Raw genomic sequence first — 12,133 nt, 5'->3', positions numbered from 1 at the left:
AAAAAGTAGACCTTGCGATCTACTTTGATCTCATTAATAAAATTGATCATTCGCCCGCACAACGATCACGGAACAAGCCGCATTTTGTGCCATATAACTGGCCTGTGATCCGATAAAAAGTCGGCTTTTTTCTTTGGTTTCAGACCCGACGATCAACAAGTCTGGGCGCCAATCCGGAATGATTTCTTTAACAATTATATTCCCAGGCTTGCCTTCACCGATCAATGGTGTCACTTCTGTAACACCAAAGTCAACGGCCTTTTGTGCGTATTGGTTCACTTTTGCCAATACTTCCTGGCGTCGATCCGCTAAAAACTCAGGTGAAAGTGAATCATAAATATTTAAATCAGCAGTTTCTAAGATTGTTACGATTGCCAATGGAAGATGGAAAGCTTTGGCCGTTGTAACGGCATAGTTAAACGCCCGAATTGAAGAAGTAGAATCATCTTCATCAACCGCTACCAACAAACGATGAAAATTCATGGTTTGCACTTCAAAATCAAGCGTATTATTGTCTTGTTTTCCCATTTTATTCGCCACCTTTTAGATGTCTCTTAGATAAAGTTCTGTACGCTTTCATTATACCGACTCTCACAGGAAAAAGCGAATCACGGCCTTAGCGTTGCTTCTGAACTTGAATGGAGACAATATCTTGAAACGAGCCCGAAGCCGCCGTTAATTTATTGTTCAAATAATGTATCATTTGTTGTTTGGCCTCACGTTTTGTGGTATTGTGCATCACGCACTGTTCTGTATGTTGTGTGCCGGCTAACTGATAAACGCCGACCACTAAATAATCCATTGTCCGATTAAATAACATGGCTTCTGCCCACCTTTTTAATTACTTCCAAATCAGTTATACCATCTTTATGTAAGCGTTTCAATTACTATTTTCAATGCTTAGCGGTGCCAGTGTAACAACCGACTATTGCCGACAAATTGCGCCAACATAAACCCGATTGCTAGGGCCCCTGCAATCATGGCGACTTGAATCGCATATTGAATACCGTTTAAGTATTGCCCCAATACAAACGCCCGAACCGCTTGATAGGCCAAGCCGCCGGGCACTAAAGGAACTAACCCTGGAATATTAAAAATAATCACGGGAATCTTATTACGTCTGGCAAAAAAGAGGCTTACTAAGGCAATGACAAAGGCACCTAATAAATTGGGTAACATACGGCCTAAGTGAAACTGAAACAGCACCCAATAAACAATCCAACCGGCCGCACCAGTCAACCCGCAGGCATTCAACGCACGACGCGGCACATTTGTACAAATACCAAAGGCAACGGTTGCTAAATAGCTAAATCCGATCTGTAAACAAAATGTTCCAACTTCCTGCATGCTTCACTTCCTATCTGCTCAAAACAGCCGAAATGTTAACGCGATCCCAATACCAATAGCACTGACACTGAGCAACGCTTCCAACCCGCGGGCTAACCCCGACAACAAATGACCTGCTAAAATATCGCGTACTGCATTGGTGATCGGTACCCCTGGTACTAAGGGCATCACTGCCCCAATAATAATCAAATCCAGTCGTTGGCCCAAATGCAAGCGCACTGCCGCCCAGGCCAATAATCCGATTGCTAAGGATGCAAAAAATTCGTTTAAAAAGTTCACTTGCCAACGTTGTTTACCGAAATAAAAAATAGCATAACCCACGGTTCCAATGATGGCGGTACTGGGAAAATCAAACCAAACCCCGTTATACAAAATCATCAAGGTGCTACTGATCACGGCAGCTGCGATCAATTGTAACCAAGCTGGAAACACCACTGCCTCACGATTTAGCTGCAGCAACGCTTGGTGAAAAGCCCCGAGACTGATCTCATGCACTGCAAAGCGGCGCGATAACGCATTGATCCGTTCCACTTGTTCTAAATTAATCGTGCGATGTGTCACTTGTAAAATTTGAACCCGACTTTCCCCTAGTGACATGAGCAAACCAGTTGGCGTCGTAAATGTCTCACAATGAGCAGCACCTGCGTTGTAAGCGATCCGCTGCATAGTGTCCTCCACCCGATACATTTCCGAACCACTTTCAATCATCATTTTACCAGCCAACAAACACACAGCTAAAATCCGATCATCCTTGACGATCACAGTCACCTTCTTTCACACAAGTGTTATTAAGTATAGCGGTCAAACCAGCGTTGTGCAATTTAAACTTCGCATTTATTGACAGACAAAAAGACCTCAACGTCTTGGCTGAAGTCTCTTTTTTAATCCGTCATAGCACGGTGATTTTGGGAAGTGGCCAATCGCCAAAATTCAGCGGTGGTCATTTTTTGCTGTCCTTTGCCCGTATACGGGTCATTATAAATGAAATCATCACCTTGATAACCAATTAATAAAATCGCATGTGCTGCAAAACCATGCATATTGACCCAAGCAACAACTGGTTTCTTGTCAACCAAAGTTGCTTTCAAAACTGAAATTGATTTGCCGGAAAGATCCTGAAAACCACCTAATTTTTGTTCAAATGTTTTACGCCAACCAGGTGGGTACATGGTATAACCGGTATTTGTAAACGGATCCCCCCAGAAACCAGCTTCTGGATCATCATCATAAGGAATCGTCTTCGCCAACTCCGCCAAGCCGATTTTTACACCACGATAATGCATCAACATCACGACATCCGTGATTTCACAACCCGTTGGTAGCTCAGGCAACTGTGACATGGGCTTCACATTTAATTCTAAACTACTTGGCTGCCGGCCCGTTAATTTAAGTGCCCCATTTTGAATGGCTGCGATATTGTTCAGTGCCGGCGCATTACGACGGCCTAGGCCTGCCAACGTTACTAAAATAACCCCTAGTAAAATCAGCAAGATCACGGTCAGTCGCCAGCCTGTCCGGCGATGTATTGTTTGCTGTCTCAAAAAACCAACCCCACTTTAACGGCTCTATCTGAGGCCTATTATACGCAAGTTACGTGCTGACGGCCAGCCCCACACAACGCCACTGATGCAAGCATACAAATAGGCCACGAGTTTTGATTATTCATCGATACTCGTGACCTACTTTAGTTGTGGTAGAAGACCCAATCGTTTGGTCTGTTGATTTAAACTTGTAATACTTTTTCGCCTCAATCTTTACTGCTTATTCAATTGTACGACAACGCTACCTGAGCTTGAGCGTACGCTTGTTATTTAAAATCTACTGTGATTCTGTTTGATGCAAGATCAAAGTGAGAATCCGAAATGACGCTTACTTGCTGGTAATTGGTTGTCTTAGAGGAATTCGTGTCACGTCTATTACGACCTGCACCTCCACTAAAATTTTCTGGTTAGAATCGTCTATGGTGAATACTTGATCAGCTGATCTAAAAAGTTTGTGCTTCACGCTTGTTGCATTGGCACCACTTTCCATTCATTTCAATTCATAGATCCAAGTGCTTCACGCTATATCCTAAATTCTAAATCGGTGGTCCTTGTAAATATTTACACTTCAGAATGCTCCTTCGTCAAGCAACACTCCGGTGGAACGACTTGTTACCTTGTAACGGTTGAGTTCTTCTTTACCACAACCATAGTATAGCAAATTTGGTAAGCGGTTACAAGAGATAAGACTAAAAAAATACGACATTTTTTGCCGTATTTTTTGAAGCGGATCAAACCGCCTTTAGCTTCTTTAAATGATCGTAATTCACAACGTAACGACCATTCATTTCCTCCATGATCTGCGCCGTAATGGCATCGCCTTCATGTAATTCGATCAATGCACTATTCGTGTATTTCTTCATGACGACCCCTTCGCAATCAGGTAAGCCAGTTAATTTAGAAATTGCAACGCGATCGCCGGCAGCAAATTTACTACTTTTTGGGTTATCATTTGCTTCAGCAGCTGCGACAACTTTTTTGGTGTCTTTATTCATTTTGGAATACCTCTCTTCTAGGTTCTATTTTACCACTAAACCATGCCTAACGGGTCAATCCTGCTAATCGTCGAAAAAGGTTATCTAATGGCATTTACTTTCATTAAAAAGACGCTTAAAATAAAGACTAATCTCATTATTGGAAGTGACAATATGTCTCAAAAAATTGTAACGGATCAAGCACCTGCCGCACTCGGTCCTTATTCACAGGCCGTTTTAGCTGGCAATACGCTTTATGGTTCTGGTCAAGTTGGCCTCGATCCAACCACTGGTAAACTTGCTGGCACAACCATTGATGCCCAAGCAAAACAAGTTTTCAAAAATATCAAGGCTGTTTTAGCAGCTGCCGATCTCACCCCAGCTAACGTAGTAAAAACACTGATTTTCTTACAAGATGTTAATGACTTTCAGCTGGTTAATCAATTGTACGCTGACTTTTTTGCTGACAATGCAATTTTGCCAGCACGCTCTTGCGTTGAAGTCGCCAAGTTACCAGCCGGCGCTTTAATTGAAATTGAATACACAGCGGTTCAGTAAATCGTTATTTCGAAAAGCCATGCCAAGCGTATGGTTTTTTTCTTTGTCCAAATAGTTGCGCACAAGCCTGCTTAAAAGCGATAATAAGTTAATGATTATTTCTGGAGGAGGCGCCATGCTTCTGTCGTGACGGTTTTCGTCCGACAGAATGGACATCCTCCGGAAATAAGAGTTTACGTTAGCAAAATAGATATGAAGTGTACTTAGAGGTGCCATGCTTCCTACGAGGGTGATTGCGCCCGTAGGAATGGACATCCTCCGGAAATAAGATTTTGCGGAGCAAAATAGACATCAAAGAACTTAGGAGGTCTCGCTATGAAACCAGGTCGGTTGCAAGCCTTTAGTGATGGCGTATTCGCCATTTTGATTACAATTTTAGTTTTAGAGTTCCACGTACCGGCTTATCGGACTGGTCATTTATGGACCGCAGTGTTGCATCAATGGCCGATTTTATTTGCTTATATTATTTCATTTCTCTATGTTGGCACACTTTGGTTATTTCACCATGACTATTTCAATACCATTGCGCAAATCGACCGCGGCTTAAACTTTGTCAATTTAGTGGTTTTGTTCCCCATTACACTGGTGGATTATCCCACGAATCTGATTGCGTCGGCATTAGCTTCTGGCAATCAAAGTGACATGAAGACGGCTTTTATCATTTATGATGTGGTAGCCTTATTGATTTCTGCTTCCTTTAAGCTCCTATATACGTACGTCAACCGCCATGCAACGTTGCGCGTTAAGCAGGCAAAGCATACCAAGCTACATCAAAAAACCAAGGATGATCCGCTACGTAGTGTGGCCATTTACGCCATTGCTTTAGTAGTGACACCATTTTCAACCTGGCTTGGCGCGTTGCTCTTGCTCGCCGGCATTATTTTCCATACGGTTGCTTATTTTCGGCTAAGCCGTTCTACAAAGATCGTGATCGATTAATTAGTGAAAGAAGGCTGTTCAATATGAAAAAAGTGATTCTCATTACCGGCGCTTCATCTGGTATTGGTCGTGCCACTGCCATTCGGTTACAACAAGCTGGCAATTTAGTTTATGCTGCAGCACGACGGCTTGAGCGGTTGCAACCACTGACCAAATATGGCATTCGGCCGCTGGTACTGGATTTAACGCAACCAGAGACCTTAGCGCAGGCTGTGGCCACCATTCAACGCCAGCAGGGGGTCTGGATGTGCTGATCAATAATGCCGGCTACGGCGCTTATGGTGCCATTGAAACCGTGCCGATCAGCACAGCAAAACGTCAGTTTGAAGTGAATTTATTTGGCACCGCACGGTTGATTCAAGCCGTATTACCGCTCATGCGCGCACAACACAGTGGTCGCATCATTAATGTTACCTCGATTGCTGGTAAAATCTATCAACCCCTTGGTGGCTGGTATGTGGCCACCAAACATGCGTTGGAAGGCCTTAGTGACACCTTGCGTAGTGAAGTTAAAAGCTTTGGCATTCAAGTGGTGATCGTTGAGCCTGGTTTAATTCAAACTGAATGGGCCAAAATCGCCGATCAAAATTTGCAAACCAACACCACTGCTAAGGCCTACGCCCCACTAACAGCTAAAACAGACGCTTTGCTCAAGCTTGCCTATCGTTGGGCCTCTGACCCGCATGTCATTGCACAAGTGATGGGTTAAAGCAGTCACCAGTCGCCATCCCCGCACCCGCTATGCAGCAGGGTTTGGCAGTCATTTAACCTTAACCAGTCGCCGCCTTTTCAGTGATCGCCAGTTCGACGCCATGCTTGGTGTCGCCTTAAGCACCTGTTTCGCCCTTAGTCGGCATCACAAATAATCATGACACGCCAAATAGGCTCGACATCATTGCTGTCGGGCCTATTTTTTGGCGCTGCTTTACCTGCTAATGTTTTGGATAGACTGCGATGCGTTGATCTGAAATATGGACCGTTTGAATCGGAGCCCCATAAAAATCAGTCAAGGTTTGCTCGTTTAGAAGCTCACGCTGACCTTGTTTGAAAATACGCCCAGCTTTTAATAACAGAATATTTTGGAAACACGGCAAGAGTTCCTCTGTATAATGCGATACAAACAAAAGTGCCGGGCTATTGGGCAATTGTGAGATTTTCCCCACACGTTCCAACAGCGCTTCACGCGCAAACAGATCCAGTCCGTTACACGGTTCATCTAACACTAATAATGCTGGCTGTGCCATTAAAGCACGGGCAATCATGGCCAATTGGCGCTCGCCTTGAGAAAGTACCAAATAAGGTTTGCCAATCAAGCTTGCACCACCTAGTTCCGTCAGCAATTCCTTGGCCTGATCAAGATCCTGTTTGGTATAAGCTTCGTAAATACCAATACTGGCAAATTTTCCAGATAAAACAATTTTTTCAACAAGATCACCAGGGTGCAACCAATCTTGCAAAGCCGTGCTGACCCAACCAATTTTGCGTTGTAGTTCTGGAATCGAGGTGTGACCAAAAACACCACCTAAAACTTCTAACCGACCTGTTGTTGGCCATAAATCACCATGGATCAGTTTTAACATTGTGGTTTTGCCAGCACCATTTAGGCCTAAAATAGCCCAATTTTCACCAGTATGAATGGTCCAATCAATGTGGTGTAGAATTTTCCGTTTTGGACCACGTTCCAAAGAAACATCCTGAAACGATAGGATCGTTTGTGTCATGAAATTCACCTCTTCTAAACTAACATCGTGTACAACATTTGGTTTTCAACCAGGTTGATATAGTGTGGATCAAATTTCGTTAAACGTTCCAACAATGCAGGTAACGTTGTTTTATCATTTAAACGAACCCCAATTAAAACTGGGCCGCTACCACGATTGACTTTCTTCGTGTATTCAAACTTGGTAATATCATCATTCGGGCCTAACACCTCATTGGTAAATTCACGCAAAGCCCCTGGCCGTTGCGGGAAATCAACCACAAAGTAATGTTGCACGCCTTCAAAAATCGAGGCGCGTTCTTCGATTTCTTGCATTCGGTTGATGTCATTATTCCCGCCACTGATGACACAGACCACCGTTTTACCAGTCAATTCGGCTTGCATTTGTTCCAAAGCGGCCACGCTTAAAGCACCAGCAGGTTCTGCTACAATGGCTTCCTTGCTATACAAGTCAAGGATCGTCCGACAAACCTGGCCTTCTGGAACGGCGGCTAGTTCATCAACATAGGCCTTCGCATTGGCATATGTCAGGCCGCCAACTGTCCGAACAGCCGCACCATCGACAAACGTGTCCATTTCATCTAAGGTCACCGGGCCTCCTTTGGCAAAAGCTGCTGCCATCGATGCAGCATGTTGCGGTTCAACCCCAACCACTTTTGTTTCAGGATGGGTGCCTTTGCTATAAGCCGAGATGCCGCTGATCAAACCACCGCCACCGATTGCAGCTAACAGGTAGTCCACTTTTAAAGCTTGCTTTTTAGCGTCGTCAAAAACTTCAACGGCCAATGTGCCTTGACCGGCCATGGTATTCAGATTATCGAAGGGTGCAATAAAGGTTTGATTTTCTTTTTCACAAAATTCAGTTGCAGCCTGAGCAGAGGCATCAAACGTGTCCCCTGTTAATTTAATGGTCACATCGTCACCACCAAAGAAGGCCACTTGCCCCACTTTTTGTTGCGGTGTGGTCACCGGCATAAAGATCGTGGCATGAACACCTAGATTGTGACACGTCCAAGCAACGCCTTGGGCATGGTTGCCGGCAGAAGCACAAACGACACCGCGCTGACGTTGTTCTGGTGTGGTTTGGGTAATGGCATAATACGCCCCACGAATTTTAAAGGAACGAACGGCTTGTAGATCTTCACGTTTCAAATAAACCTGACAATTGTATTTTTGTGATAAATAAACGTCATACTGCAAAGGCGTGTGGCGAATAATGGGGGCCAACACCTCGTTTGCTTTTTGTACATCAGTTTCAGTCAATAAGTTTTGATTTTCTGTGACTACCATTTCGCCACCATCCTTTCAGATTGTCCTATTTGCATTAAAATTTGATTACTTCCTACACTGATATTGTAATAAAAAAACAAGGTTGAAGCCCGAAATGAGGCTGACAACCTTGTTCCATCCCTGAACAATTATGCTTCTGGCGTGCTGTATTTATCAGCATCGTTAACGAATGGCATTTTAGCGCGTAATTCGTCACCGACTTTTTGTAATTGTGATTGTTCCATTTCAGCACGGTATGCATAAAGCTTCTTGAAGCCGTTGCGGTAGTCATCCATAAATTCTTTAGCGAATGTACCGTCTTGGATTTCTTTCAAGCCTTTTTCCATAGCCTTCTTAGATTCTGGGCCGATGACTTGTGGGCCACGGATGTATGAACCATATTCAGAAGTGTTTGAGCAGTCTTCATACATCTTCTTGAAGCCACCTTCGTAGATCAAGTCACAGATCAATTTCATTTCATGATCAACTTCGAAGTAAGCCAATTGTGGAGAGTAACCAGCTTCAGTCAAAACTTCGAAACCAGTTTCGATCAAAGAAGTAACCCCGCCCATTAAGACGTTTTGTTCACCGAATAAATCTTCGTCAGTTTCTTCTTTGAAGGTTGTCTTCAATAAGCCGGCACGAGCTGCCCCGTTCCCTTTAGCAAATTCTTTAGACTTGTCTTCAGCATGACCTGAAGCATCTTGGTAGTAACCATAAAGAGCTGGAACACCAAAGCCTTCTTTGTAAGTACGACGGCATAAGTTACCAGGACCTTTAGGGGCCATCATGATAACATCTGAATCTTCAGGAGGAACGATTTCTTTATAGTAAACGTTGAAACCATGTGAGAAGCCAATTGTAGCGCCTTTTTTCAAGTTAGGTTCAATTGATTCTTTGTAAACGTCTGCTTGTACTTCATCAGGTGTTAAGATTTGAACAACGTCAGCTTGCTTAACAGCATCGGCAACTGAGTAAACTTCAAAGCCATCGCGCTTAGCAGCGTCGAATGATTTACCTTGACGAACACCAATGATAACATCGTAACCTGAATCACGTAGGTTGTTTGCTTGGGCATGGCCTTGGGCACCGTAACCGATAAATGCAAATTTCTTACCATCTAAATAATGAGTTGTAACATCCTTATCGTATAACATATCAACTGACATATAAAAAACCTCTTTCACCTTTAAAATTTAATGTAACCAAACCAATTTATATCAAATTTCACGTTTCTTCCTATTATATAGGCGGAACTTGAAATATGGTACCGTAACGAAATTCAGACTTTTTTGGGAAAGTTTATTGATCCTCTGCCCGGGTAAAGCCTGCAACCCCAGTTCTAACCAGTTGCAAGACGCCATAATCGGCTGTAATTCTTAATAATGCATTGACTTTTTCACGTGTCCCAGTGATTTGAATCACAACATCCGATGACCCAACATCAATAATGCTAGCTCGGAATGGGGCGATCATCGCAAGCAACTCGGCGCGTTTATTCGCCGGCGCATTCACTTTGATCAGGGCCAATTCACGTTCAACATGGTGTGTATCGGTAATGTCCTTCAAATCGAAAACATCGAGCTGTTTATCCAGCTGTGCTAACAATTGTTGGCTTTCCTGCTGGCCCTTTAACAAAACAACCAGTGTTACGCGGGAAGTCCGCCGATCTGTAATCGGACTAATCGAAATACTATCAATGTTGACCTGGCGAGCCGTTAAACTACTGGTAAACCGGTTAAGCACCCCCGGATTGTTGTTCATCATACAGGTAATCACGCGTCGCATTTAATCCACCCCTAACATATTCTCATTTGGTTGACCTGGTGCGATCATTGGCGACACAGCTTCCAATTGTGGAATTGGCACTTCGATAAAGGCGGCATGCTCACTGGTCATGGCCTGCTTCAAAGCTGCCTGCCAATTCTGTTCCGGATCAAGCGCACAATATTGAATGCCATATGCATCAGCTAATTTTTGGAAATTAGGCTGTTCATGGAAAATCGTTTGTGAACGCCGCTTGTCGTAGAACAAGTCCTGCCACTGACGAACCATCCCTAACGTATGGTTATTTAATAGGATGATTTTAATATTGAGATCGTAACCGTGAATCACATCCATTTCCTCACTGGTCATTTGTAAACTACCATCACCGGTGAATAACACAACCGGAAGATCCGGATTTGCAAATCGTGCCCCTACCGAAGCCGGTAAACCAAATCCCATGGTGCCAAGACCGCCACTGGTGATCAACTGGCCTGGGAAAGTAAATGGATAGAACTGCGCCGCCCACATTTGATGCTGACCGACATCCGTTGTCACAATCGCCTTACCTGCTGTTAAACGTCCAACTTCTTCAATGATCTGTTGTGGTTTTAAAGCACCAGGTTGTGTCCGATAATGATAAGGATGTTTGGCCCGTCGTTCTTGATTAAGGGTCAACCAGTCAGCATGCTTCGTAGCCGTTGGTTCTGCCAGTAACATTTCCTTTAAAGCAGCTTTGGCATCGCCGATGATCCCGAAATCAGTTTTAATGATCTTACCAATTTCTGATGCATCAATATCAATATGTGCGATCTGGGCATTTGGTGCAAAGCGCTTGGGATTCGTTGCAAGTCGATCTTCAAAGCGACAACCGATATTAATCAGTAAATCGCATTCGTGAATCGCCATGTTTGCGGTGTAGGTGCCATGCATGCCGGCCATGCCCATGAAAAGTGGATCTTGACTCGGAATTGCGCCAATCCCAAGTAAAGTACTGATCACTGGAATTTGGTGTTTCCGGGCGAATGCTTTAAACTCATCGCCTGCTTTAGCAGCGATTACACCGCCACCCGCCAGTAGCAATGGCTTTTTAGCCTTGTCGAGGGCCATGAGCATGTCGGTTAACTTCCCCATGGCCTCGCGCTTTTCCTTCGCCTTGATCATGGAAAGTGGTTCAGGTCGTTGGGCAATGATCTCAGTCGTTGCTGTTTCATTCATCACATTCTTAGGGAGATCGACAACAACTGGGCCTTTACGACCAGATTGAGCAACTTGGAAGGCTGCCGCAACGATCTTCGGTACATCCGCAGCGGAACGAACTTGGTAATTGTTCTTCGTTACTGGTGCAGTCATGCTGAGGACATCAGCTTCTTGGAAAGCGTTGGTCCCGATCACACTCATACCAACCTGACCTGTGAAGACCACCATTGGCACTGAGTCGCTCATGGCATCGGCGATCCCAGTAATGGCATTGGTTGCCCCTGGGCCACTGGTGACAATAACAACCCCGGTTTTACCAGTTGACTTTGCGTAGCCTTCAGCTGCATGAACTGCGCCTTGTTCGTGACGGACTAATATGTTATTAAACTTCGCTTTGTAAAGGGCATCGAATTCTGGGAGCACAGCGCCACCCGGATATCCAAAAAGTAACTCAACACCTTGATCTGCTAATGATTGAACGAGAAGATCCGCACCATTCTGGGGCATTTCACTTGGCTGTTTCGCTAGCATTGTCTCATCTCCTTAACTTGTTTGTAATGATTAAAATTTGATTAGATTTTATGTAATTCATATTACTTTGTTTTTCGAATTTGTCAACCCTGTTTTTGAAAAAAATTGAATTTTTTGTTGAAAGCCTGATTTTGTCGGCAATGACCGACAAAAAAACGTCCTTCAACATGAAAGTCATCATGTCAAAGGACGTTTGAATAAACGTGGTACCACCTTACTTTGTTTTAGCATCACTGCTAAAAGCTCTTCACGTGCGGCGATTCAAAATCGCGATACGCTAGCAAGATAAT

The 12,133-nt window shown here is 44.0% G+C and carries 13 protein-coding genes, 1 pseudogene and 1 other annotated feature (1 of these 15 only partly in view); of the genes and pseudogenes, 3 read left to right on the top strand and 11 right to left on the bottom strand.

All coding sequences use genetic code 11. From position 1 onward, the window contains the following. Window positions 1-33: 33 nt before the first annotated feature. From FC07_RS05690 to FC07_RS05665, 6 genes are all read right to left on the bottom strand, one after another. Window positions 34-528 carry a universal stress protein gene (locus tag FC07_RS05690; protein ID WP_057904160.1) on the bottom strand — a complete coding sequence of 165 codons (495 nt, stop codon included), beginning with the start codon at window positions 526-528 and terminating at the stop codon, window positions 34-36. Between the two features lie 88 nt (window positions 529-616). Next, window positions 617-820: a hypothetical protein gene (locus tag FC07_RS05685; protein ID WP_057904159.1), complete on the bottom strand. Its 204-nt coding sequence runs from the start codon at window positions 818-820 to the stop codon at window positions 617-619. Between the two features lie 80 nt (window positions 821-900). Next, a complete protein-coding gene (locus FC07_RS05680; protein ID WP_057904158.1) occupies window positions 901-1,347 on the bottom strand; it encodes a threonine/serine exporter family protein in 447 nt (148 codons plus the stop codon). A gap of 18 nt (window positions 1,348-1,365) precedes the next feature. Further along, a complete protein-coding gene (locus tag FC07_RS05675; RefSeq protein ID WP_420814194.1) occupies window positions 1,366-2,109 on the bottom strand; it encodes a threonine/serine exporter family protein in 744 nt (247 codons plus the stop codon). A 119-nt stretch (window positions 2,110-2,228) separates the two neighbouring features. Further along, window positions 2,229-2,888: a C39 family peptidase gene (locus FC07_RS05670; RefSeq protein ID WP_235807466.1), complete on the bottom strand. Its 660-nt coding sequence runs from the start codon at window positions 2,886-2,888 to the stop codon at window positions 2,229-2,231. A 731-nt stretch (window positions 2,889-3,619) separates the two neighbouring features. Then, the gene (locus FC07_RS05665) at window positions 3,620-3,883 is read right to left on the bottom strand and encodes a hypothetical protein (protein WP_057904157.1); all 264 of its coding nucleotides are present in this window, start codon (window positions 3,881-3,883) and stop codon (window positions 3,620-3,622) included. A 153-nt stretch (window positions 3,884-4,036) separates the two neighbouring features. On the opposite strand from FC07_RS05665, the gene FC07_RS05660 reads away from it, so the two are divergent. From FC07_RS05660 to FC07_RS05650, 3 genes and pseudogenes are all read left to right on the top strand, one after another. After that, the gene (locus FC07_RS05660; protein WP_057904156.1) at window positions 4,037-4,420 is read left to right on the top strand and encodes a Rid family detoxifying hydrolase; all 384 of its coding nucleotides are present in this window, start codon (window positions 4,037-4,039) and stop codon (window positions 4,418-4,420) included. Window positions 4,421-4,735: 315 nt separating this feature from the next. Then, entirely contained in the window at window positions 4,736-5,359 is a 624-nt protein-coding gene (locus FC07_RS05655) for a TMEM175 family protein (protein ID WP_057904155.1), read from the top strand. Window positions 5,360-5,382: 23 nt separating this feature from the next. After that, window positions 5,383-6,068 (top strand): annotated as a pseudogene (locus tag FC07_RS05650) (oxidoreductase). A 223-nt stretch (window positions 6,069-6,291) separates the two neighbouring features. Here the strand turns inward: FC07_RS05650 and FC07_RS05645 are convergent. From FC07_RS05645 to ilvB, 5 genes are all read right to left on the bottom strand, one after another. After that, entirely contained in the window at window positions 6,292-7,080 is a 789-nt protein-coding gene (locus FC07_RS05645; RefSeq protein ID WP_057904154.1) for an ABC transporter ATP-binding protein, read from the bottom strand. A gap of 14 nt (window positions 7,081-7,094) precedes the next feature. Continuing rightward, window positions 7,095-8,369 (bottom strand): threonine ammonia-lyase IlvA, encoded by a 1,275-nt coding sequence (gene ilvA, locus FC07_RS05640; RefSeq protein ID WP_057904153.1) that lies wholly within the window; start codon window positions 8,367-8,369, stop codon window positions 7,095-7,097. 128 nt (window positions 8,370-8,497) lie between these two features. Beyond that, a complete protein-coding gene (gene ilvC / locus FC07_RS05635) occupies window positions 8,498-9,517 on the bottom strand; it encodes a ketol-acid reductoisomerase (RefSeq protein ID WP_057904152.1) in 1,020 nt (339 codons plus the stop codon). Between the two features lie 133 nt (window positions 9,518-9,650). After that, the gene (ilvN, locus tag FC07_RS05630; RefSeq protein WP_057904151.1) at window positions 9,651-10,136 is read right to left on the bottom strand and encodes an acetolactate synthase small subunit; all 486 of its coding nucleotides are present in this window, start codon (window positions 10,134-10,136) and stop codon (window positions 9,651-9,653) included. After that, on the bottom strand, window positions 10,137-11,843 hold the full coding sequence (gene ilvB, locus FC07_RS05625; RefSeq protein WP_057904150.1) for a biosynthetic-type acetolactate synthase large subunit: 1,707 nt from the start codon (window positions 11,841-11,843) through the stop codon (window positions 10,137-10,139). Between the two features lie 182 nt (window positions 11,844-12,025). Next, window positions 12,026-12,133: a binding site (T-box leader), on the bottom strand; it runs 143 nt beyond the window's last position.

Origin of the sequence: Loigolactobacillus bifermentans DSM 20003, from assembly GCF_001434575.1 — a bacterium.
GTDB lineage: Bacteria > Bacillota > Bacilli > Lactobacillales > Lactobacillaceae > Loigolactobacillus > Loigolactobacillus bifermentans.
This window is presented reverse-complemented; position numbering and strand designations above follow the sequence as displayed.